Source organism: Bradyrhizobium sp. BWA-3-5 (assembly GCF_032917985.1).
Taxonomy (GTDB): Bacteria; Pseudomonadota; Alphaproteobacteria; order Rhizobiales; family Xanthobacteraceae; genus Bradyrhizobium.
In genome coordinates, this window is sequence record NZ_CP136626.1 from 4,337,604 (window position 1) to 4,358,016 (window position 20,413).

Sequence of the window (20,413 nt, forward strand, 5' to 3'; positions counted from 1 at the left end):
GGCTGCTACACCCGGCGCATCAGTTTCAGCACGGCGGTCATGCGCAAGCTGCGCTTGCCGGCGAGCGCCGTCGCTTCCAACAGCGCGCCTTCCTCATTGCAGGTGCCGGCAAAGCCGATGCCGACCTCATGTCCGCCAAAGACCGGATTTTCGCCCATCGCGGGCGTGTGCTCCTGATTGAGGATCTGGCCCTTCCAGCGGCCCTTCTCCGAAGTGTAGGAGCCGACATAATAGAACGAGGCGTCGCCGCCGAGGATGCGCCCGTCATTGAGCAGCATCACGCCCGTCAGGCCGCCTTCGACACCGTCGAGCAGGCGAACGTGGATGGAATAGAGACCATTGACGATGCCGCCCTCGCCGCGCCCGCCGGCGATCGGCAGCGCGTCCTGCTCGATCGGTGTCATCACCGACTGGAAGGGCACGCCGGGCAATTCCTTCAGGCCGCCTTCGAAACGATAGAGGTTGCCGTCCGCCCTCCCTTTCGCCAGCAGCGTCGCATCGTCGGTGCCGGCCATCGCGCGGTAATTCGGGTCCGGGTTGTGGCGGATGGTCTGGATCACGATATCGACGCTGTCGTCGCGCTTTTGGTAAGTGCCGATATGGGCAAATGCCGAGTTGCCGCCCAGCATCTTGCCGTCATGCGCGTACATCACGCTGCGGCCGACCGCGGTGCCAAGCTGAAACCTGACCTTGTAAAATCCCTCAAACAATGCCGTGTCCCCGGCCGGCCCAAGCCGCTGTCTAGCGCGCTTCATAACGCAGGGAAACGCCTTTCATCAAAACGCAATGATCCGCCAGGGGGCACCCTGGCGGATCAGCTTTGCAAACCGGAGGTTCCCCGGTCGTATCGTCGGTCCGCTCAGGCGGCCGCCTTGGCGCCGGTCGGGACCTCCGAGATGGTCTTCAGGATCTGGGAAGCGATCTGGTATGGGTCGCCCTGGGAGTTCGGACGACGGTCTTCCAGATATCCCTTGTATCCGTTGTTGACGAAGGAGTGCGGAACGCGGATGGAGGCGCCACGATCGGCCACGCCATAGCTGAACTTGTTCCAGGGCGCAGTCTCGTGCTTGCCGGTCAGGCGCTTGTCGTTGTCCGGCCCGTAGACGGCGATGTGGTCCATGAGGTTCTTCTCAAAGGCGCCCATCAGCTTCTCGAAATATTCCTTGCCGCCGACTTCGCGCATGTACTTGGTCGAGAAGTTGGCGTGCATGCCCGAGCCGTTCCAGTCGGTGTCGCCGAGCGGCTTGCAGTGGAATTCGATGTCGATGCCGTACTTTTCGGTGAGACGCAGCATCAGGTAGCGGGCCATCCACATCTGGTCGGCGGCGGTACGGGAGCCCTTGCCGAAGATCTGGAATTCCCACTGGCCCTTCGCCACTTCGGCGTTGATGCCTTCGTGGTTGATGCCGGCATGGAGGCAGAGGTCGAGGTGCTCTTCCACGATCTTGCGGGCGACATCGCCGACGTTCTTGTAGCCGACGCCGGTGTAGTACGGGCCCTGCGGCGCCGGATAACCTTCCGACGGGAAGCCGAGCGGACGGCCGTCCTTGTAGAAGAAGTATTCCTGCTCAAAGCCGAACCAGGCGCCTTCATCGTCGAGAATGGTCGCGCGCTTGTTGGACACGTGCGGGGTCTTGCCATCGGGCATCATGACTTCGCACATCACCAGGACGCCATTGGTGCGGGCGCCATCGGGATAAACCGCGACCGGCTTCAACACGCAATCGGAGCTGTGGCCTTCGGCCTGATTGGTGGACGAGCCGTCAAAACCCCACAGCGGAAGCTGTTCCAGCGTCGGAAATTTGTCGAATTCCTTGATCTGCGTCTTGCCGCGCAAACTCGGCGTCGGCGTATAGCCGTCGAGCCAAATATACTCGAGCTTGTACTTGGTCATTGAGCCTCTCTTGAAGTTGCTACTGTGAAATGCGGAACCGAAGCCTTGAAATCTGGATGAAGCCTTGAATTTGGATCAAGACGCCCAGCCCCCTGGAAGCTCCGCATACGTGTACCCGGCCACGTCAGGCCACTTCCTAGTAAGCATTTAACGTGCCAATCGCTGCACTGCGGTAGGCCTCGTCCACAGGCGGAGCTGGCGCCGGCCTAAAATAAAAGCTGCGACATAGAAGCGCGGAAGGCCTCAAATCACGCGGAACGGCGGCACAGCTGCGGGGCGAATCCCGCCCATTTCTCCGGCACTTCCGCATCTGCCCGGCTAAGCGCTTAAAGGAGCGGCACCATTTCACCTCGATAGGCCGGACGCCGGATCGTCCGAGCAACCATCCCGCTCGGTCGCGCGTTGATCATGCGAATGCTGCCCCGCAGGAAGCAACGCGAAATCTGCCTATAAAATAAACAAAGACTGCCGTGATCTTGGGCACTTGCACCCCGCAGGGGCACGGACAATATCGACTTAAGTAACCACTAGAGAACGAGTCGGGCGCACCATGGAGGTACTCGCCCGAGGGATGAGGAGATTGAAATGATGAATACGGGTGTTAATCAGGGGTCTGCCACGATCTACCAGTTCCCAACCGGGGGCCGCGCGGCTCTCCGGGGACGGCGCTATGGCGAGACCAAGCCGGCCGAGCTTGCCGCCGAGGCGGTCAACCTCGCGGACTGCAGCGACAGCTGGTACCACGCCGCCGCCATCCAAGATGCCAACACCGAGCGGGATCACTGATGCCCGGGAAGTGTCTGGCAGGGACCCGCCCGATCAATACGGCGCGGACGGCAAACCAAAAAGGGTCGAAACGATAACGTTTCGGCCCTTTTTCATGTCTGCTGCTCGCAGGTCGTGGTCTTCCGCCGGGCATGCTTGAGCGTAACAACCCCCGCTTTGCTGATCCGGAGCGTGACGCCTTTCGCCTGATAGCGCGAACCCGTCAGCGCCACGCGCTTGGGCAGCGTCAATGCCTTGCCGTCGAGCTGCAGGTGGGCGCGCTTGTCGTACTCGAAAAATCCGACCACGAATTGCGAGCCGTCGGCGCAGCGATAGTTCCGGAAGCTGGACTGCGCGGATACGGCCGACGGGATGGTTGCTACCGCTGCTGCGCATAGTGCTGCGCCAAAAATCATATCTTTAAGACAATTCATGCTTCGCCCCTTGCAGAGTTCAGTATAGACGAGACCGGAGCAGACGACATGTCCTTCCGTGCTTGTCCACCACACGAGATCGTCCGAACCAGCCGATGTCAGTGACCCCTGCCCGCCATCTCCACCTTTCCGGCGCCAGCAATTTCCGCGACCTCGGCGGTTACGCGACGGGCGACGGCCGGACCGTGCGCTGGCGGCAGATTTTCCGCTCCAACCATCTCGGCCATCTGACCGACGACGATGTCGTTATCCTCCGTGATCTCGGCGTCCGCAGCGCGTTCGACTTTCGTGGCAGCGAAGAGCGCGCCGCCGCCCTGTGCGCCATGCCTGAAATCGCAGTTCATTCGCTGCCGGTCGAACCCACGGTCGTCGCGGCCCTGCGCGCGATCGCGGCCGGCGGCACGCCGCTGTCGACCGATCATGCCGTCGAGGTGATGTGCGATTCCTACCGCAGCTACGTGCAGAACAACACGCGGCACTTCCGGTCGCTGTTTGCGCACCTGCTCGAAGACCACGCGCCGCTGGTGATCCATTGCACCGCCGGCAAGGACCGCACCGGCTTCGCCTGCGCGCTTATCCTGCATACGCTCGGCGTTCCCGAGGACGTCATCGCGGAGGACTATCTTTTGACCAACCGCTTCTACCGCAGGGATCCCAATCACAGCATCGACCTGCCCGACGAGGTCAGCCAGGTGCTCGGCTCGGTGCAGGCCGCGTTCCTCGCTGCCGCCTTCCAGGCCATTGATGCCGATTATGGCGATCTCGAAAGCTATATCCGCGACGGCCTCGGCATCGGTCAATCCGAGCGCGCCCACCTCGAAGCGCGCTATCTGCAGCGCTAATCCGCCTTCACCCGCCGCATCGACACCACTTGCGCGGATGGCTTGCCGCCCGTGGTCCTGATGTTGACCTGTATCTGGTAGTCATTGCTGGTTTCGCTCTTGGGCACATAGAGCATCGCGGTAAAGGGCAGGCGACCGCGCGCATCGAGCGTCAGCGGCCGATCGGTGCGCACGCTGAAGGAATTGCCCTCGCGTTTTCGCGGCGGCAGCCGGGCTTTCATGACAGGCTCGACCAGCGCCCGCAGATCGAGCTTCGCGGCGGCTGCGCCATCGATCCGGTAATAGGCAAAGGAGTCGCTGTCCCAGCGGCTGTTCGCGACCTCGACGACGGACCGGCTGTCCGGTGACCAGACGGCGACCAGCTGGTAGCGGTTAGCGCGCATCTCGCCGGTCGCCCAGTACTCGCCGCCGAGCTTGGCAAGCACGGTGCTGTCGCTGAGGCGGATCAGGAGATTTTCAACGCCGGGCGGCGGCGGATCGCCGACCGACAGGCCCTGCTCGCCGCGCCAGGCGAACGCGTAGTTTTTCGATGGTGAGATGGTATCGTCGACGACCCGCATCGCGGCATTCCCCTCGCCGCAGACGAGACCGCCATGTTGGTCGGCGATGCAGGCCGGCGCCGAGGCAGCAGCCAACTGCTGCGCAAGCAATGCGACGAGAACGAGTGGAAATGCCAGAGCGCGGTGCATGCCGCGATCCTACCCTTCGGACGTCAGCCGTAAAGAAGCGCGCAATCCGGCCGGAGAGAAGCGCCTATCGGCTCAGGCCGCCGCTTCCATTTCCATTTCGGCATCGAGGTCGGCGATGACGTCCTCAAATGCCGAGATCGCCTGCTGGATCGCCGCGATCTGCATCAGTTCCCAGCTCGAAACCGGACCGCTGCGGTTCTGCAGCGCAACGACGAGGTCACGCCGCTGCTCCTTAAGCTGAACAAGCGGTAAACCATGATCCGGCAAACCCATGACAAATCCCCCTGGCCTTTTGTTGGTATCCGCCTTGTATCGAACCGAGTCTGCAAACGGCTTACAGAACTTCCGCAAATTTTATCGATTTAGCCCCCAATCCGTCGTCTTACGTGATCTCCGCAGTCGCGACCGCCCTCCGAATCGTGTTGCTCAGGCCTCTCGAAAGTCGAAGCGTGCTGCCGTCGCTCTGATGCAGCCTGTCCGGGTCGGTCGGATCGATCATGCGGTCGAGGGCGATATTGTTATGCACGTGCCAGTGCCGCATCAGCGCCCAGCGGTGAAACACATTCACTTTGACGCGTTCCGCTGCCGCCGATATCCGCGCGACCATGCGTTCGGAAAGGTCGGCCTTGTCGTCGAGGAGCATCGCCGGAACATATTGCGGATCGATCAGCATGACGTCCATGTCCTCCGAGTGGCCGCGGAGCCGATCCAGACCGCTCTCGATCGCCGCCACGACTGTATCGAAATCGAACTCTTTGTCGCGAAAGACCGCATTGGTGCCGACCTGCCAGATCACCAGCGAGGGGGCTTCGGCAAAGATATCGGTGTTGAACCGAGGCAATTCCCTGTCCGCCTCTTCACCACCTTTGCCGCGATTGAGCACGTCGATCCTCGCGTTGCCGGTATCGCGGCGCAGATACATCTCCATCCAGTGCGGATAAGGCACTACGTCCTCTCGCCCGGCCGTCGAGGACGATCCCATCGCAACGATCCTGACCGGCTCCTTGCGAAGCGCCGCGGCCAGGCGCCGGAGCGGATATTTGAAGCCGATGACTTCGTCGGGAAGATCGGCAAGGGCAAAATTGTCAATCATTTGAACCCCCGCGGTTCTGACGCGATCCCACATTGAAGCTGTGTATCTCTCCGTCAAAATCACCGCATTGCAAATGAAAAGCTCCCGGCGCTAGGCTGCGGTGCCCTGTTTCCCCGGTGTATGGAGGCCCATCATGAACGGAAAGGTCATTGTGGTGACGGGGGCCCTCGGCGCGCTTGGCAGCGTTGTGGCCGACGAAGCGATAGCGCGCGGCGCCAGGATTGCCAGTGTCGACCACGCCCCGACGCAGGTCCCGGCCACGGCCGACAGGTTCGAGCTCGGCGGCGTCGACCTGACCGACGCGGCCCAGGCGAGCAAGGCGATCCGTGCCGCCGCCGCGCATTTCGGCAAGCTCGACGCGCTGATCAACATCGCCGGCGGCTTCGCGTTCGAGACGGTGACGGACGGCGATCCCAAGACATGGCAACGGATGTACGCCCTCAACGTCACGACCGCGCTCAACGCCTCGCGCGCGGCGATCCCGCATCTCGTCGCATCGGGCAGCGGGCGCATCATCAATGTCGGCGCAATGGGTGCGCTGCAGGCCGGCTCCGGCATGGGCGCCTACGCAGCATCCAAGTCCGGCGTGCATCGCCTGACAGAAGCGCTTGCCGCCGAGCTCAAGGGCAAGGTCACGGTCAATGCCGTGCTGCCGTCGATCATCGACACCGCGGCCAACCGCGCCAGCATGCCGAAGGCGGATTTCGCCAAATGGGTGACGCCAAAGGAATTGGCCGAGGTCATCCTGTTCCTCGCCAGCGACGCGGCGAGCGCGGTCACCGGCGCACTGCTGCCGGTGAACGGGAGGGTTTAGTCCTCCACCTCCGCGAGCTTTCGCAGCACCGCCTTGAAGCGGATGCTGCGCTTGCCGGCGAGCGCGGTGGCTTCGCCTTCCGCGCCGTCGCCGTCATAGGTGCCGGAAAAGCCGATCCCGACTTCATGGCCACCGAATATGGGCCGGTCGCTCAGGGCGGACGTGTGCTCGCGGTTGACGAGTTCGCCTTTCCACCTTCCGTTTGCCGCCGAATAAGCCCCGATATAGTCGAAGAAGGCGTCGCCACCCCTGATCCGGCCGTCCTGCAGCAGCATTACTCCGGTGTTGCCGGCGTCGATGCCGTCGAGCATGCGGATGTGGATGGAATAGAGCCCGTTACCGATGCCGTCGGGACCGACCTCGCCAGGCGGCGGTGCGTCAGCATCATTGATCCGGGTGAGGACGGTCTTGAACCGCACCCCCGGCAGCGCCCCGCTGCCACCCTGGAAATGAACTTCCTCGCCGCGCGGCACGCCCGTGAAATTGAGGACGGCGTGGTTGACGTCGAACATGGGAACGTGGTTCGGATCGTGGTTGTGGCGCGACATCGTGACCTCGACCGAGATGACGCCGTCCACCGAAGTGAACCCGCCAGCAAAGGACGAGCCAGAATCGCCGCCGTAGAGCCGGCCGCCTTCGGTGGCGAACATCACGCCACATCCCGTGCCGCGCTCGGTGACAAAGCTGAATTTGTATAGTCCTTCCAGCACGCCCTGCCCGCCTAGCATCCGGCAACCCGATTTGGCCCGCGAACTCTGGATTCGCGGGTTCCCTCGATTGCCTCTGGCCTTGTCCCCGGAGCCAGAATAGCCGCCCGTGCGGCCCCCGATCAAACGCTTTGCCTGATATCGGTTAGAGTCCGGGCACTGAGTCGCGGCCGCCTGGGCCGCCGGAGCGAATTTTGGAAACCGAGCTCTATCTTCCCGTCAAACGCTTCCTCGAAAAGCTCGGCTTCACGGTCAAGGGCGAGGTCGGCGGCTGCGATCTGGTGGCGCTGAGCGGCGACGACCCGCGGGTTGTGGTAATCGGCGAACTGAAGCTCGCCTTCAATCTCGAACTGATCCTGCAGGCGGTGGATCGCGCCGGCGCCGCCGACGAGGTCTGGCTTGCCGCCAGACTGTCCGCCCGCGGCAAGGGCCGAGAAAGCGACGCGCGCTACCGCAATCTCTGCCGCCGCCTCGGTTTTGGCATGCTCGCCGTCACCAATACCGGCGATGTCGAGGTGCTTGTCAAGCCGCCGACGTCGGCGCCGCGCCGCGATCCCAAGAAGCGCTCGCGGCTGATTGCCGAGCACCAGAAGCGCAAGGGCGATCCTGTCCTGGGCGGATCGACCCGTGCGCCGATCATGACGGCCTACCGTCAGCAGGCGCTGGCCTGCGCGTCGGCGCTGTCGGGTGGGCCGCGGCGTGTCAGGGATTTGCGGGTTGAAATTCCCGATGCCGGCAAGATCCTGCTGCACAACGTCTATGGCTGGTTCGACCGCGCCGAGCGCGGCGTCTATGTGCTGACCGACGCCGGCCATGCTGCGCTGAAACGCTGGCCGCAGCCGCCGCGAGAGCTATCCGCTGCCGATGCGGCGCCATGACGGTATCGTGATCGGGGACGGACGGAGCCTATCGTACCCGAGGAATTGTAGATGCATGGCTGTATTGCCATGCGAAATTCATATTGCAATGCAATATGTGGAGACATAGGTATCTCCGCGATTCAATGCGAGGCCCCTATGAGCGAAGACTGGAACACGAAATACGGCACACGGCGCGTCCGGCGGGATCCGCCGACGCTGGAGGAGGCAATCTTCGCCGCCGTGGGGATCACCGACGACCAGCAGCAACAGGCGGAAATCGCGGCTGCGCTGATGGGCCTGCCTTACGAGGAAGTGCTGGCTGAAGTGAAGAAGACCGGCCGTGCCCTGGCGCGATCGGCAACCCGCGTCATCGCAGGCGAACAGGGTGCCCAGCGCGCGGTGGTGGTCGAGCGCAAGGTTGTCCGGCGCTTCGCTACGCGCACCGGTACCTGAACGGATCGCCGCAGCCCTACCTGACTTGCTTAAGAAAAATGCCCAAGGCTCGTTTGGCCTTGGGCATTTTTTACGTGCTCGAACGTCAAAATGGCTTACGAGGCGCCCCACTCGGTCGGCCCGCCGCCGGCCATCCGAAGCAGCATTCGCCAGTAGGCGCGGTTGAAAGCCACGACCGCACGAACCGCATTCAGCGTGGTTTCGGCCCAGGACGTGGCGAATTCAGCCTGATCATACTTCGTCACGTCGATGGTGCCCGTGGATTCGCCATGGCGGAACACCAGCTGCGCGCCGAACTTGCTGGCCAGCGCCCGCATCGCCTCGTTCTGCGCACCCGTGGTGATCCGCAGGCTCTTGTAGCCCTTGGCGCGGGCCTCCTTGATCAGCTTGCGGAACAGGATGCTGCCGACGCCGCGGCGCCGCACCGATGATTCGACGCTGAAGGCGATCTCGGGCAGCGAATCGGGCGACTGATCCGGCGGATGCAATTCGGCAGCGCCACGGACCACGCCATTCTCAAAGAAGGCAATGATGACCGTCCCGTCATTGGCGCATTTCTCGGCGTAGCGCTCGATGAAGCTGTCATCCATGAAGCCGTGGAAGCGGTCGCGGCGGCTCAGGCGGTCAAGCCGCAGCAGGTGATCGCGCAACAGCGGCAATTCTTCCTGCTGGCTCATCGTGCGCACGCTGGAATCGGCGAGCGCGGCCGCAATAACGGTGAGGTACATAGTCCAAAAACTCCTCTCAGAAAGGCCCTTCGAGGAGGCGTCGAATCCCTAGGCGGCCAATATTGTGCGTCGCAACATCAAATACAAGGCCGTATTATTGCGTATACTGCCTGAAATAATAGCAATAGTTGCAGCCGTTTAGCGGCAACCTCATTAACCAATTGTTAAGACACAGCGCCCGGCGCAGACTGGCTATGGGGCTTGCTTGTTTCCGCGCTGGCAAACCTTTCCGCAGGGGATAATGGAGGTCCTTCGTGGCTGTCATGCTCGACACGGGTTCTTGCCTGCCGGAGCGGCGGCTTGCGCTGTGGCAGGACATCGTCTGCGACACCTTCGTCGGACTCGACTGCAAGTCGGACAGGCGCGGCGCGTTCTGGGGCTCGGTCTCGCAGGCCAGAATGGGATCGGTGTCGCTCACCCAGGTCGACTCCACCGCACAGCGCGTATTCCGCACTCCGTCGCGCATCGCCCGCGCCAGCGAGGATTTCGTGCTGATGGCGCTCGGCAATCACGGCGTGAACGGTGTCTTCCAGGACGGCCGTGAAGCCGTCGTCTCCGCGGGGCAATTCGTGATCTACGATACCACCCGCCCCTATGAGCTGCGCTTCGACGACAGCTTTTCGCAGACGATCTTCCAGATGCCGCGCAAGCTGCTGCAACGGCGCGTCGGCGCGTTCGAGAGCTTGACCGCGACCACGTTTACCGGTGACCGTCCGCTCGAACGGCTGACCTATGATTTCGCGCGCAATGTCAGCCGGACGATCGAGCTGATCGATCCTGCAGCTGCGGCGCGGCTACTCGACCAGGCGCTCGATCTTCTTGCGATGACGCTGGCCGAGCGGCTGCACGCGCGTTCGCCGGACCAGTCGGTCCATCGATCGGCGCTGCTCTATCGTCTCAAGAACCATGTCCTGACGCATCTCGCCGATCCCGAACTATCGCTGCCGCGCGCCGCGGCGGCAGTTGGAATTTCGCCGCGCTACGCCAGCGACCTGATGGCGTCCGAAGGGACTTCATTCCGTGGCTATGTGCAGATGCAGCGGCTGGAACGCTGCAAGCGCGACCTTGCCGATCCCGCCAGCCAGGCCCGACACATCGGCGAGATCGCCTTTGCGTGGGGCTTTAACGACCTCGCCCATTTCAGCCGCATCTTCAAGCAGCGCTTCGGCGTCTCGCCGCGCGAATGGCGCGAGCAGACCGGCAGATAACGCCCTTGCCTGCCCGCCGCTCCCGGCGTCCGTTCGGCCAGCCCCCGCCGATTTAGACAAGCTTTCGTTCCACCGCGGACAAGCGGCCCATGCGCTCGCGGCTGTAGGCTCGGTATCGACAAGTGTCAGTCCGAGATGAAGGGAGTGTTGCGATGGGTCTGGTTCATCAGAAATACAAGGTGGCGGTGGTTCAGGCGGCGCCGGTTTTTCTCGACCTCGATGCAACCGTCGACAAGACCATCAAGCTGATCGAGGAAGCTTCGGCCAAGGGCGCCAAGCTGATCGCCTTTCCCGAAACCTTCATTCCCGGATATCCGTGGCAGATCTGGCTCGGCGCGCCAGCCTGGGCGATCGGCCGAGGCTTCGTGCAGCGCTATTTCGACAACTCGCTCTCCTACGACAGTCCGCAAGCGGACCAGATCCGCAATGCCGTGAAGCGCGCGAAACTGACCGCCGTGCTCGGATTATCGGAGCGCGACGGTGGCAGCCTCTACATCGCGCAATGGCTGATCGGCCCCGACGGTGAGACCATCGCCAAGCGGCGAAAGCTGCGTCCGACCCACGCCGAGCGCACCGTCTTCGGTGAAGGCGACGGCAGTGACCTCGCGGTCCACGATCGCACCGACATCGGGCGCCTCGGCGCGCTGTGCTGCTGGGAGCATCTGCAGCCACTGTCGAAATACGCAATGTATGCCCAGAACGAACAGGTGCATGTCGGGGCCTGGCCGAGCTTCTCGCTGTACGATCCGTTTGCGCATGCGCTCGGCCATGAGGTGAATAACGCCGCCAGCAAGGTCTATGCGGTGGAAGGCTCGTGCTTCTTCCTGGGCCCCTGCGCTGTGGTCTCGCAGGCGATGATCGACGAGCTCTGCGACAGCCCGGAGAAACACGCGTTTCTTCATGCCGGCGGCGGCCACGCCGTGATCTACGGGCCAGATGGAAGTTCGCTGGCCGAGAAATTGCCGCCCGACCAGGAAGGCATTCTGTACGCCGATATCGACCTCGGCATGATCGGGGTAGCCAAGAATGCCGCCGATCCGGCTGGGCACTATTCGCGGCCCGACGTCACGCGGCTGTTGCTCAACAACAAGCGCGCCAACCGCGTCGAGCATTTCTCGCTTCCGGTCGATGCCGAGGTGATGAGCGAAATCAGGCTGCAGGCCTGACGCATTCATTCTGAAAAGGAGCAGGCCGATGGAATCCGCGATCCCTGCACATCTGCAAACCGCACGCACGCGCCACCGCCGCGTCGGCGACGATTATGCGCCGCCCTACCCGTCCTTCGTGGCGCGGCACAAACCGACCGTCACGCGCGTGGTGATGGCCTATTTCGGCCTGCAGACCCGCGACGCGCCATCGGCCGCCACCGGGCGGGCGCTGGACCGACTGGCATCGGAGTTCACGGCCGCGGATGGTCCGTCGCATTGGGACCGTGCCAGCTACATCGACGAGGCCGGCTTCACCAACATCATCACCGTGGCCTATTGGGACGACCGGCAAAAATTCGATGGCTGGTTTCCAGCCGCGCGCGAGCGCTGGACCGGTGAGCAGCGAAGCAATGACGGATTCGGCACCTTCCTCGAGGCGCTTTACCCGTCCGTCGAAGGCTATGAGACCCTGTTCTCTTCCCTTGGAAGACCCGAGGGCGTTGCGGTTCTCGCCGACGGCATGAGCGGCGAAGTCTTGGAGCACGCCTATTGGGGCGGCATGCGCGATCGCATTCCGCTGTCGCAGACCAGCGAGATGGCGTCCTCAGGCGCCGCCCGCGCGATCCGCGACGGCGCGCGCATCAGGGTCATCCCCCATGACAATATCTGCCTGATCCGGTCGGGCCAGGATTGGGGCGATACCGAAGCCGCCGAGCGCAAGATGTATCTCGCCGATGTCGAGCCGGTGCTGCGCGAAGGCATGGACTTTCTGCGCGATGAGGGCCGATCGATCGGCTGCTACGCCAATCGTTACATGACGGTGCTCGGTGCGAACGGCGCGGTGACCGAAAAATCCTACGGCATGAGTTGGTGGAAAAGCCTCTCCGCGCTGGAACGCTGGGCTGAATCGCACCCGACCCATGTTAGGATTTTCGGCGCCGCCATGAAATATCTGTCGACGCTCGGGCCAGCCGCAAAGCTGCGCCTCTACCATGAGGTCACGGTGGCCCGCGCCGACGAGCAGCTTTTCGAATATGTGGGCTGCCATCCGCAGACCGGGATGCTGAACGCGGCACAGGCGGTCGAGGCGGCCTGAGGCTACAACACCATCTGCGTCTGCGTGACGACGGCAACGAGCTTGCCGTCTTCGGTCTCCAGCCTTGTCTGCCAGACCTGGGTACGCCGCCCCCGATGCACCGGGGTGGCGGTGGCGACCACGGTCGAGCCTTCCTTGGCGCCGCCAATGAAATTGGTCTTGCTCTCGATCGTGGTGGTGCCCTTGGCGTCCGCCGGCAGGTTGATGACGGTTGCCGCAGCGCCGACCGAGTCCGCCAATGCCATCACCGCGCCGCCATGAATCGTGTTGTGCAGCGTGCACAGATCGGGCCGGACCACCATCTTCGCCACCACCCGGTCCAGCTCGGCTTCCGTGAAGGTCACGCCCTTCAGCTCTGCGAACGGCATCTTCATCAACTGGATCTTTTTGAGCAGCACCGACATTCGTCCTCCGGCGGTTGTTCCTTGCGGTGTATCGGGGCAGCATGGACGCTGCCGGTAAATCAGGCAATGACCTCCGAGGTAATGGCTGCCGTGACATGCGCGGTAGAATTCGGCATACCGCTACCATGCGCCAGTTCCCGCCCCGCCGTATCGTCTGCCTGACCGAAGAGACCGTGGAGACGCTGTATCTGCTCGGCGAACAGGACCGCATCGTCGGCGTATCCGGCTATGCGGTGCGCCCGCCGAGCGTGCGCCGCGAGAAGCCGCGGGTCGCCGCTTTCATCTCCGCGGACATTCCGAAAATCCTGGCGCTCGAGCCCGATCTCGTGCTGGCTTTCTCCGATCTGCAGGCCGCCATCGTCGCCGATCTGGTGCGCGCGGGCGTCGCCGTCCACGTCTTCAATCAGCGCGACATTGCCGGCATCCTCGCGATGATCCGCACGCTCGGCGCCATCGTCGGCGCCACAGAGCGCGCCGATCATCTTGCAAGATCATTCGAGGAACGCCTCACCCGCATCGCGGCAACGCCCCGGCCCGCGCCAAAGCCAAAAGTCTATTTCGAGGAATGGGACGATCCGCTGATCTCCGGCATCGGCTGGGTGTCCGAACTGATCGAGATTGCCGGCGGCGAGGACGCACTGCCGAACTTAAGGTTTCAGCAGGCCGCCAAGGACCGCATCATTTCGCCCGACGTCGTGCGCGATGCCGCCCCCGACGTGATCCTCGCCTCCTGGTGCGGCAAGAAGGTCGTGCCCGACCGCATCCGGCAGCGTCCGGGGTGGGCCGATATCCCGGCCGTGCGCAACAACCGCATTACCGAGATCAAGTCGACGATCATTTTGCAGCCCGGACCGGCGGCGTTAACGGATGGGCTCGATGCGATTGTTGCAGCGTTGTGGCCTGATCAGCCGTGAACTTTCCGTCGTCATTGCGAGGAGCGAAGCGACGAAGCAATCCATGCCTCGGCGCGCGGAGAGATGGATTGCTTCGCTTCGCTCGCAATGACGGTGAAGGAGCGCGGCCTAGCGCTCACACCTTCTCCACGCCGCACCATTCCGCAATGAACAGCGCGGTCGCCTTGGTCGACTTCCGCAGCGAGTCCAGGTCGACATATTCGTTGAAGCCGTGCATCGCGGCGCCGCTCGCACCGAAGCACAGGCTCGGGATGTCGTAGTTCAGCCCGTAGAAACGCGTGTCGGTGAGTGCGGTGAATACAAGGTCCTCGACCTTGCCGCCGTAGACGGCCGAAAACGCCTTGCCGAAGGCGGCCTCGGGCGCGGCAGAATCCGTCAGCTCATAGCCTTCCGACAGAAAACCGGACCACTGCACCTCGGGCGGGTTGTTGGAGAGGAAACGGTGATCGCGCGAGGCGGCGGAGACGCAGGCCAGAATTTCCTTCTGGCACTCGGCGATGGACCAGCCCGGCAGCACGGCAATCCGGCAATCGACGTCGCACCAGGCAGGCACGCTGGAGGCCCAATCACCGCCCTTGATGATGCCGGGATTGAAATTGATCGGGTGCGTCAGCGTCTTGAAATGGCGGTCGGCCTTGGCGCGCTCGTTCCATTCGACCTCGAGCTTTTGCAGCGCGTGAATCAGATGATAAGCCGCCATGATCGCGTTCGAGCCCGAACCCGCATGAGCCACATGCACGGGGATGCCGCGCACCCGCAGGCGAAACCAGATCACGCCAACCTGCGAGCGCACCATCTTCCCGCCAGTCGGTTCGGGAATGAAGCAGGCATCCGCGCGGTAGCCGCGCTGGAGGGTCGAGAGCGCGCCGACGCCGGTCGACTCCTCCTCGATGACGGACTGGAAGTGGATGCGGGCCGTCGGCTTCAGTCCTGCGGCCTTGATCGCGTCCAGCGCATAGAGCGCGGCGATGGTGCCGGATTTCATGTCGCAGGCGCCGCGGCCGTACATTTTGCCGTCCTTGATTACAGGCGAGAATGGCGGCGTCTCCCACATGTCGAGGGGACCTGCCGGCACGACGTCGCAATGGCCCTGCAGGATCAGCGATTTGCCTGCATTGTTGGACGGCCTGTAGGTGCCGACCACGGTGCGCGCCTTGGAGAAATCGTGCTCGATGGGGCCGAAGCCGCGCAGATCCTTCAGGTCCTCGACATCGATATGCCAATCGTCGACCTCGTAGCCGCGCTGGCGCAGGAGGTCGCCGATCATGTCCTGGCATGGCCCCTCCGCGCCGCGCGTGGATGGTATCGCAACGAAATCCCTGGTCGTCACCAGTTGCGCATCGAAGCCGGCGTCAACGGCGTCAAGGATTCTCTGTTGCGTCTCGGTCGTCATGCGGCGCTCCAATCAGGAATTAGGGAGTGCGCACCCTAGCCCGATCTCAGCCGCTGGCGTAATGCGCAAAATGTGCATCCCGCAATGCATCTTCGAGCAGGCGGCCCTCCGAATAGGCATTCAGCGACGCCGGACGCTCGACGCCATCGAGAAGGCGTGGACAGGGTTCCGGCCGCCCCAGCACGGTGCGCACCGGAATGCGCTCGGCATAGATCGGCAGCGCATAGTCCTCGTCGTCGTCGGCAACGCCCTTCGACCTGATCTTGGCGGAAGCCTGCTCGATTTCCATGGCAATGACAGCCGTCGCCTTGATCTCCTGCACCGTGCTTTGTCGCAGGCTCGCGGTCCGGTCGGGAAAGAATCGGTCGACCATCGCAACCAACGCCTGCTCTTTCTCCACGGGGTCCGTGATGAGATAGGCGGTACCGAATGCCATCACGGCGCGGTAGTCCGCTGAATGGTTGAAGCCGCAGCGCGCCAGCACCAGGCTGTCGAGATGCGCAACCGTGAGACAGACCCGCTGGCCGGCGGATTGGTTGCGCAGCATGCGGCTGGCGCTCGAGCCGTGCCAATAGAGCTTGCTGCCCTCACGCCAGAAGAATGTCGGCGTGCAATAGGGCTGGCCGTCGATCACGTAGGAGACGTGGCACAGCATCGAGGCGTCTAGCAGGCCATGGATCGTCGCCCGGTCGTAGCGACCACGTTCGTGCAGGCGCTTCACCTGGTTTCGCGGCGATAGCGGATATGCGTCAGGGGTCACGGCGTCAGTCACGGCAGATCCTCTTCCAATCGAATATGGTCATGATGAGTTGTACCGGCCCATTTGGTCTGCGATAGTGCCAATTCCATGCGAAAAATTCCGACCAATTCGCAGGCCTCACGGCGCAAGCCCGAACTGGCGCTCGACCTCTCCGGCGCGCACATCACACCGGGCGCGTCTTCCCAGCATCGGCTCTATCAGGCGCTGTGCCATGCCATCACCGGCGGGATCGCCAAGCCCGGCGAGCCGCTGCCGCCCTCGCGCACGCTGGCGAAGCAGACCGGCTTTCGCCGCAACGCCGTCACGTCAGCCTATGAGCGGCTGATCGCCGACGGCTTTGCGGTCGCAACCGTCGGCTCCGGCACCTTCGTCGCCGCGCGCATTCCCGCCCGCGGCAGCGACAGAAGCAAGGCGAAGATCGCGGTCGAGGAGCCGCAGCAAGGTCCGCTCGCGCTCGGCTGCACTCATATCGACGAACGGGCCTTGCAGCGCTTCAGGGCGTTCGCCGGCCGCCGCATGCGCGCGTTCGGCAGCGAGCACCTGCATTACGGCGATCCGCGCGGCAACCGCGAGCTCCGCGTGGCGATTGCCGATCACCTGCTGTCGGCGCGCGGGCTGCGCTGCGATCCGGACCAGATCATGCTGACGTCGGGAACGCAGCATGCGCTGCGAGTCGTGCTCGGTGCCATCTTAAGGCCCGGCGACCAGATCTGGTGCGAGGACCCCGGCTATCCGGCCGCACGAAAGGCGGTTGAACATTGCCGACTGCGCCCGGTCTCGGTGCCGGTCGACGCTTCTGGATTGATTGTGGCGAGGGGACGCGCCCTCGCACCCACGGCCGGCGCCGCCTATGTGACACCGTCGCACCAGTTTCCCCTGGGCGTGCAGATGTCGATGCCGCGGCGGCTTGAACTGCTTGATTGGGCACGGGAGGCCGGCGGCTTCGTGATCGAGGACGATTACGACAGCGAGTTTCGCTACGACGGCGCGCCCCTGCTGTCGCTCGCCGGCATCGATCATCTCTCGCGGGTCATCTATGTCGGCACGTTTGCCAAGACCCTGTTTCCCGGCTTGCGCATCGGCTATTGCGCCCTGCCCGAGCGGCTGGTCGGACCGGTCGCGGCCGCACGCGCCGTGCTTGATCGCTTTCCCGGCACGCTGCTGGAAGGCGCGGTGGCTGATATGCTCAATTCCGGCGCCTTCGCCGCCAATCTGCGCCGGGTCCGCGGGCTCTACCGCGAGGCGCGCGACGCGCTGGCATCGACATTGTCGCGCGCATCGCATGGCGAACTGTCGGTGCCGGTGCCCTCGCAAGGCCTGCACCTCGTCGCGCGGTTCGATCCAAAGGCCGATCCGCGCGTCGCAGCGGAGGCCAAGGCCGCTGCCGGCGTCGGGGGATGGCTGCTGGCGGAAACCTGTTTTCGCGTCCGCCCGCTGCCGGGCTTCGTCCTCGGCTTCGCCGGTCATCCGCTGCCGGAGCTGATCGCATCAGCCGAGCGGCTGGCGCAGGCATCGCTGGCCGCGTTGCAGGCCCATCGCAGGCCGGCCAAGGGTGGAACCAGGCTCAAACGGGTGAAGGCCGTGGGTTGAGCGCGCTGGCGGCGCCCTATCAGAATCGCGGTCCCCTTATTAAGGTCGGGCCCCAATCAACACCACCAACGGAAACACCGGATGCCGTGCCCTCGCAACGTCTCGTATCTCGTCACCGGCACATTGATCGCAGGCATGCTCGGCCTGGCGACGACAGCGCTCGCGCAGACGGTCTCGCGCGAGCAGGACATCGGCGACCTCAGGCTCGGCCAGCGCGTCATGGTCGATGACGGATCGTGCCCGGCGGGCCAGATCAAGGAAGTCCAGGGCTCGCAGATGACGGCTTCGGGCGTGCTCCGCACCAGCAAATGCATTCCGCGACTGGGGACGAAGAAGCTGCGCTAGCGTCGGCTGCTAAAACATGCCGTTGTTGTTGGCGGCCTTCTCGGGGATTTCCTGCACGACGTCCCAGTGCTCGACGATCTTGCCGTTCTCCAGCCTGAAGATGTCGATGATTGCCCGGCCCCGCGTTCCCTTCTCGCGGACGCTGTGGACGTGGACGATCACGTAGTCGCCATCGGCGAAGGCGCGCTTGATCTCGCTGCGGGAGTCCGGAAACTTTTCGCGCAGGAAGCCGAGGAAGCCTTTGAAACCCTCGATGCCGTCTGGCGCGGTCGGATTGTGCTGGATGTAATGGGAGCCGAAATATTTCGCGGCGGCGTCGAAATCCTTACGGTTGAGCGCCGCATCGTAGAATTCGAGCACGGCCTTCTTGTTGGCCTCCTGTATCGCTTCGCCGGCGGCAAGCGCCGGAGAGATCATTAGCGAGAACAGGCCGATCAGGCCGATAACCAGAGATCGCATGACAGCTCCTTTGTGCAAGAGGTACCCGATAATGGACCTCCCCTACCAGCTTCCGTATTTTCCGACGACAGCGCGCCACAGCGCATCGCGCTCGCGCGCGAGCGGCTCCTTGCCGACGCTGGCGTTCTTCGCAGCAGCCGTAATGACCATCACCAGCTTGAGCTCGGGATCGACGAAGATCGACTGCCCGTATACGCCGAGCAGCGCGAACCGCCGCTTCTCACCCGGAAACAGCCAGAACTGGTAGCCATAGCCGAAATAGGGCGTCGCCTTGCGCGGCCCGAACGCCTCGGGCTGACGGTGCCAGTCGGTGGCGTCGAGCAGATAGTCCTTCGGCACGATCTGGCGGCCGCCCAGAGCGCCATCGTTCGCCAGCAGGATCCCCAGCCGGCCATAGTCGCGCAACACCGCGTTGAAATTGCCCGATCCCGTCTCGGTGCCGTCCTTGGTCCTGACCCAGGTCGCGTCGGCCTCCGCGCCCATCGGCTGCCACAGCCGCGTCGTCAGATATTCGCTGAGCGACGTGCCGGTCGCCGCGCGTATGAGCAGCGTCAGCGCCACCGTCTGGTTGGACGCATAGTGAAAGCGCGTTCCCTGCGCCACTTCGCGCGTGGTGAAGGCGCGCAGCGCGGCAACCGAGTCCTGCGTGAAGCGGATCTTGTTGAACTTCGCCAGATCGTCCTTGCCATCATAGACCTCCTCGAACGGCACGCCGGACGCCATCCGCAGCATGTTGCGGATCGTGGTCTCGCCATAGGGATTGCCCGACAGCGCAGGCACGTATTTGGCGATGGTGTCGTCGAGCGAGGCGATCTTCTTCTCGTCGAGAGCCATGCCGACGGCGAGGCTCACGATCGATTTCGCCATCGAGTGCGAAACGAAACGGTTGTCCGGCTTGCGGTCGTATTGATAGCGCTCGGCCAGCACCTCGCCGTCCTTGATCAGGAGAAAGCCGGTGACGCGCTGATGCGCCAGGAAGTCGTCGAGCGAATAGCTCTGCTTTTCGAAGCGATATTCGATCGCAGGCGGGCTGGCGGCCGCGGCAAGCCGCAGCGGCGCAGCCGATTTCGCCAGCGTGTAGTGTGGCAGGATAAGGTCGAGATGGCTGAACGATCCGACGCGGACGCTCTCCTCGTAGTACCAGTTGGCGCGCGAACCGACCGGATAGCCGGCCGCCTTGCCGAGCAGGTCTTCGTCGGGCGCGGCGAAAGCTGGCAGGCCCGTCGCGACAAGCATCGCGCATGAGAGCAGGACACGCCCGGGCTGCATCGGCTGGCTCGCTGGAGATCGTCGACCAGACATTGCTTACAATGGCGGTTACCGGTGTGTCGAGCCTGCGGGCTTATCGGCGACTAAGTATCGCCGGCGTTACTGGTTCGTCGCCGGATCGAACATGCATTGCAGCGTGGGCTTGGCGATCTTGGTGAAGGTCGGGCCGATCTCGGATTGCTTCGACGGCGGCACCCACGCGGTCTCGATCGTCGGCACACCCGTCTCGCTGATGCCGCGGAGCAGCGCCTCGCGCAAATCGGCATCCTCGATGGTCGCGGCGGCATAGTCGTGCAGGCAGCCGCACACGCTTTCGGGATGCGCCCAGCGGCCAACCATATGCGGCGCGCAGAGCCGCACGAACTCGCCGCGCGGATCGGGCACCTTGAACAGCGAACGGAATGTGGTTTGCGGCGGCTGAACCTGAATTTTTTGGGCCTGGGCCTGCGCAGCACCGCCAAGAAGAAGCGAGAGAATTACGGCAGAACAGATGCGTACCAGCATACGGTGCCTTTATCGGCGAACTTCTTGCCAGGATTCTTCTTGCT

At 63.5% G+C, this 20,413-nt stretch carries 25 protein-coding genes; 11 read left to right on the forward strand and 14 right to left on the reverse strand.

The genetic code is table 11. The features are described from left to right. Window positions 1-5: 5 nt before the first annotated feature. Together RX331_RS21020 and RX331_RS21025 are read right to left on the reverse strand one after the other, a co-directional pair. On the reverse strand, window positions 6-710 hold the full coding sequence (locus RX331_RS21020) for a GrlR family regulatory protein (RefSeq protein WP_317251823.1): 705 nt from the start codon (window positions 708-710) through the stop codon (window positions 6-8). A gap of 149 nt (window positions 711-859) precedes the next feature. Then, complete coding sequence (locus RX331_RS21025; protein ID WP_317251824.1) at window positions 860-1,894, reverse strand: glutamine synthetase beta-grasp domain-containing protein; 1,035 nt, start codon at window positions 1,892-1,894, stop codon at window positions 860-862. A gap of 588 nt (window positions 1,895-2,482) precedes the next feature. On the opposite strand from RX331_RS21025, the gene RX331_RS21030 reads away from it, so the two are divergent. After that, entirely contained in the window at window positions 2,483-2,680 is a 198-nt protein-coding gene (locus tag RX331_RS21030; RefSeq protein WP_410707927.1) for a DUF2735 domain-containing protein, read from the forward strand. Window positions 2,681-2,772: 92 nt separating this feature from the next. On the opposite strand, the gene RX331_RS21035 is transcribed toward RX331_RS21030, so the two are convergent. Further along, the gene (locus RX331_RS21035; RefSeq protein WP_317251826.1) at window positions 2,773-3,093 is read right to left on the reverse strand and encodes an MliC family protein; all 321 of its coding nucleotides are present in this window, start codon (window positions 3,091-3,093) and stop codon (window positions 2,773-2,775) included. A gap of 95 nt (window positions 3,094-3,188) precedes the next feature. On the opposite strand from RX331_RS21035, the gene RX331_RS21040 reads away from it, so the two are divergent. Continuing rightward, a complete protein-coding gene (locus RX331_RS21040; RefSeq protein ID WP_317251827.1) occupies window positions 3,189-3,935 on the forward strand; it encodes a tyrosine-protein phosphatase in 747 nt (248 codons plus the stop codon). On the opposite strand, the gene RX331_RS21045 is transcribed toward RX331_RS21040, so the two are convergent. The 3 genes from RX331_RS21045 to RX331_RS21055 form a co-directional block, all read right to left on the reverse strand. Further along, a complete protein-coding gene (locus tag RX331_RS21045) occupies window positions 3,932-4,624 on the reverse strand; it encodes a hypothetical protein (protein WP_317251828.1) in 693 nt (230 codons plus the stop codon). The genes RX331_RS21040 and RX331_RS21045 overlap by 4 nt on opposite strands. Before the next feature lie 72 nt (window positions 4,625-4,696). After that, complete coding sequence (locus tag RX331_RS21050) at window positions 4,697-4,897, reverse strand: hypothetical protein (RefSeq protein WP_057839937.1); 201 nt, start codon at window positions 4,895-4,897, stop codon at window positions 4,697-4,699. A 109-nt stretch (window positions 4,898-5,006) separates the two neighbouring features. Next, window positions 5,007-5,717: an SGNH/GDSL hydrolase family protein gene (locus RX331_RS21055; protein ID WP_317251829.1), complete on the reverse strand. Its 711-nt coding sequence runs from the start codon at window positions 5,715-5,717 to the stop codon at window positions 5,007-5,009. 133 nt (window positions 5,718-5,850) lie between these two features. Between RX331_RS21055 and fabG the strand changes: the two genes are divergently transcribed. Further along, complete coding sequence (gene fabG / locus RX331_RS21060; RefSeq protein WP_317251830.1) at window positions 5,851-6,531, forward strand: 3-oxoacyl-ACP reductase FabG; 681 nt, start codon at window positions 5,851-5,853, stop codon at window positions 6,529-6,531. Here the strand turns inward: fabG and RX331_RS21065 are convergent. Continuing rightward, window positions 6,528-7,259 (reverse strand): GrlR family regulatory protein, encoded by a 732-nt coding sequence (locus RX331_RS21065; RefSeq protein ID WP_317251831.1) that lies wholly within the window; start codon window positions 7,257-7,259, stop codon window positions 6,528-6,530. The two genes, fabG and RX331_RS21065, sit on opposite strands and share 4 nt — an antisense overlap. Window positions 7,260-7,432: 173 nt before the next feature. Here RX331_RS21065 and RX331_RS21070 point away from each other — a divergent pair, with 173 nt between their 5' ends. Together RX331_RS21070 and RX331_RS21075 are read left to right on the forward strand one after the other, a co-directional pair. Continuing rightward, window positions 7,433-8,116 carry a DUF2161 domain-containing phosphodiesterase gene (locus tag RX331_RS21070; RefSeq protein ID WP_317251832.1) on the forward strand — a complete coding sequence of 228 codons (684 nt, stop codon included), beginning with the start codon at window positions 7,433-7,435 and terminating at the stop codon, window positions 8,114-8,116. Window positions 8,117-8,254: 138 nt separating this feature from the next. Then, complete coding sequence (locus RX331_RS21075; protein ID WP_283028039.1) at window positions 8,255-8,551, forward strand: hypothetical protein; 297 nt, start codon at window positions 8,255-8,257, stop codon at window positions 8,549-8,551. A gap of 95 nt (window positions 8,552-8,646) precedes the next feature. Here RX331_RS21075 and RX331_RS21080 read toward each other — a convergent pair whose 3' ends face one another. Next, a complete protein-coding gene (locus tag RX331_RS21080; RefSeq protein ID WP_317251833.1) occupies window positions 8,647-9,279 on the reverse strand; it encodes a GNAT family N-acetyltransferase in 633 nt (210 codons plus the stop codon). Between the two features lie 254 nt (window positions 9,280-9,533). Here RX331_RS21080 and RX331_RS21085 point away from each other — a divergent pair, with 254 nt between their 5' ends. The 3 genes from RX331_RS21085 (at window position 9,534) to RX331_RS21095 (ending at window position 12,731) form a co-directional block, all read left to right on the forward strand. Continuing rightward, on the forward strand, window positions 9,534-10,487 hold the full coding sequence (locus tag RX331_RS21085) for a helix-turn-helix domain-containing protein (protein WP_410707931.1): 954 nt from the start codon (window positions 9,534-9,536) through the stop codon (window positions 10,485-10,487). Window positions 10,488-10,639: 152 nt separating this feature from the next. After that, on the forward strand, window positions 10,640-11,653 hold the full coding sequence (locus tag RX331_RS21090) for a carbon-nitrogen hydrolase family protein (RefSeq protein WP_317251834.1): 1,014 nt from the start codon (window positions 10,640-10,642) through the stop codon (window positions 11,651-11,653). Window positions 11,654-11,681: 28 nt separating this feature from the next. Continuing rightward, window positions 11,682-12,731, forward strand: a complete 1,050-nt coding sequence (locus RX331_RS21095; RefSeq protein WP_317251835.1) for a phenylacetaldoxime dehydratase family protein — start codon at window positions 11,682-11,684, stop codon at window positions 12,729-12,731. A gap of 2 nt (window positions 12,732-12,733) precedes the next feature. On the opposite strand, the gene RX331_RS21100 is transcribed toward RX331_RS21095, so the two are convergent. Continuing rightward, entirely contained in the window at window positions 12,734-13,135 is a 402-nt protein-coding gene (locus RX331_RS21100) for a PaaI family thioesterase (protein WP_317251836.1), read from the reverse strand. 125 nt (window positions 13,136-13,260) lie between these two features. On the opposite strand from RX331_RS21100, the gene RX331_RS21105 reads away from it, so the two are divergent. Further along, window positions 13,261-14,049 carry a cobalamin-binding protein gene (locus tag RX331_RS21105; protein WP_317251837.1) on the forward strand — a complete coding sequence of 263 codons (789 nt, stop codon included), beginning with the start codon at window positions 13,261-13,263 and terminating at the stop codon, window positions 14,047-14,049. Window positions 14,050-14,164: 115 nt separating this feature from the next. Here the strand turns inward: RX331_RS21105 and RX331_RS21110 are convergent, their stop codons facing one another. Continuing rightward, complete coding sequence (locus RX331_RS21110; RefSeq protein WP_317251838.1) at window positions 14,165-15,442, reverse strand: ArgE/DapE family deacylase; 1,278 nt, start codon at window positions 15,440-15,442, stop codon at window positions 14,165-14,167. 46 nt (window positions 15,443-15,488) lie between these two features. Continuing rightward, the gene (locus RX331_RS21115) at window positions 15,489-16,214 is read right to left on the reverse strand and encodes a pyridoxamine 5'-phosphate oxidase family protein (RefSeq protein ID WP_317251839.1); all 726 of its coding nucleotides are present in this window, start codon (window positions 16,212-16,214) and stop codon (window positions 15,489-15,491) included. A 75-nt stretch (window positions 16,215-16,289) separates the two neighbouring features. Between RX331_RS21115 and RX331_RS21120 the strand changes: the two genes are divergently transcribed. After that, complete coding sequence (locus tag RX331_RS21120) at window positions 16,290-17,792, forward strand: PLP-dependent aminotransferase family protein (protein WP_317251840.1); 1,503 nt, start codon at window positions 16,290-16,292, stop codon at window positions 17,790-17,792. Between the two features lie 81 nt (window positions 17,793-17,873). After that, a complete protein-coding gene (locus RX331_RS21125; RefSeq protein ID WP_317251841.1) occupies window positions 17,874-18,137 on the forward strand; it encodes a DUF6719 family protein in 264 nt (87 codons plus the stop codon). Between the two features lie 9 nt (window positions 18,138-18,146). Here RX331_RS21125 and RX331_RS21130 read toward each other — a convergent pair whose 3' ends face one another. The 3 genes from RX331_RS21130 to RX331_RS21140 all read right to left on the reverse strand — a co-directional run bounded on the left by RX331_RS21130 (window position 18,147) and on the right by RX331_RS21140 (window position 20,369). After that, window positions 18,147-18,596, reverse strand: a complete 450-nt coding sequence (locus RX331_RS21130; RefSeq protein ID WP_317251842.1) for an ester cyclase — start codon at window positions 18,594-18,596, stop codon at window positions 18,147-18,149. A 42-nt stretch (window positions 18,597-18,638) separates the two neighbouring features. Continuing rightward, window positions 18,639-19,865, reverse strand: coding sequence for a serine hydrolase (locus RX331_RS21135; RefSeq protein WP_317251843.1), 1,227 nt, complete (start codon window positions 19,863-19,865; stop codon window positions 18,639-18,641). Between the two features lie 99 nt (window positions 19,866-19,964). Next, the gene (locus tag RX331_RS21140) at window positions 19,965-20,369 is read right to left on the reverse strand and encodes a hypothetical protein (RefSeq protein ID WP_317251844.1); all 405 of its coding nucleotides are present in this window, start codon (window positions 20,367-20,369) and stop codon (window positions 19,965-19,967) included. Between the last annotated feature and the right edge of the window lie 44 nt (window positions 20,370-20,413).

Coding starts and splice junctions, on each gene's coding strand:
- RX331_RS21025 (WP_317251824.1), bottom strand. CDS start 1,894: ATGACCAAGTACAAGCTCGAGTATATTTGGCTCGACGGCTATACGCCG.
- RX331_RS21030 (WP_410707927.1), top strand. CDS start 2,483: ATGAATACGGGTGTTAATCAGGGGTCTGCCACGATCTACCAGTTCCCA.
- RX331_RS21035 (WP_317251826.1), bottom strand. CDS start 3,093: ATGAATTGTCTTAAAGATATGATTTTTGGCGCAGCACTATGCGCAGCA.
- RX331_RS21040 (WP_317251827.1), top strand. CDS start 3,189: ATGTCAGTGACCCCTGCCCGCCATCTCCACCTTTCCGGCGCCAGCAAT.
- RX331_RS21045 (WP_317251828.1), bottom strand. CDS start 4,624: ATGCACCGCGCTCTGGCATTTCCACTCGTTCTCGTCGCATTGCTTGCG.
- RX331_RS21050 (WP_057839937.1), bottom strand. CDS start 4,897: ATGGGTTTGCCGGATCATGGTTTACCGCTTGTTCAGCTTAAGGAGCAG.
- RX331_RS21055 (WP_317251829.1), bottom strand. CDS start 5,717: ATGATTGACAATTTTGCCCTTGCCGATCTTCCCGACGAAGTCATCGGC.
- fabG (WP_317251830.1), top strand. CDS start 5,851: ATGAACGGAAAGGTCATTGTGGTGACGGGGGCCCTCGGCGCGCTTGGC.
- RX331_RS21065 (WP_317251831.1), bottom strand. CDS start 7,259: ATGCTAGGCGGGCAGGGCGTGCTGGAAGGACTATACAAATTCAGCTTT.
- RX331_RS21075 (WP_283028039.1), top strand. CDS start 8,255: ATGAGCGAAGACTGGAACACGAAATACGGCACACGGCGCGTCCGGCGG.
- RX331_RS21080 (WP_317251833.1), bottom strand. CDS start 9,279: ATGTACCTCACCGTTATTGCGGCCGCGCTCGCCGATTCCAGCGTGCGC.
- RX331_RS21090 (WP_317251834.1), top strand. CDS start 10,640: ATGGGTCTGGTTCATCAGAAATACAAGGTGGCGGTGGTTCAGGCGGCG.
- RX331_RS21095 (WP_317251835.1), top strand. CDS start 11,682: ATGGAATCCGCGATCCCTGCACATCTGCAAACCGCACGCACGCGCCAC.
- RX331_RS21100 (WP_317251836.1), bottom strand. CDS start 13,135: ATGTCGGTGCTGCTCAAAAAGATCCAGTTGATGAAGATGCCGTTCGCA.
- RX331_RS21105 (WP_317251837.1), top strand. CDS start 13,261: ATGCGCCAGTTCCCGCCCCGCCGTATCGTCTGCCTGACCGAAGAGACC.
- RX331_RS21110 (WP_317251838.1), bottom strand. CDS start 15,442: ATGACGACCGAGACGCAACAGAGAATCCTTGACGCCGTTGACGCCGGC.
- RX331_RS21120 (WP_317251840.1), top strand. CDS start 16,290: ATGCGAAAAATTCCGACCAATTCGCAGGCCTCACGGCGCAAGCCCGAA.
- RX331_RS21125 (WP_317251841.1), top strand. CDS start 17,874: ATGCCGTGCCCTCGCAACGTCTCGTATCTCGTCACCGGCACATTGATC.
- RX331_RS21130 (WP_317251842.1), bottom strand. CDS start 18,596: ATGCGATCTCTGGTTATCGGCCTGATCGGCCTGTTCTCGCTAATGATC.
- RX331_RS21135 (WP_317251843.1), bottom strand. CDS start 19,865: ATGCAGCCCGGGCGTGTCCTGCTCTCATGCGCGATGCTTGTCGCGACG.
- RX331_RS21140 (WP_317251844.1), bottom strand. CDS start 20,369: ATGCTGGTACGCATCTGTTCTGCCGTAATTCTCTCGCTTCTTCTTGGC.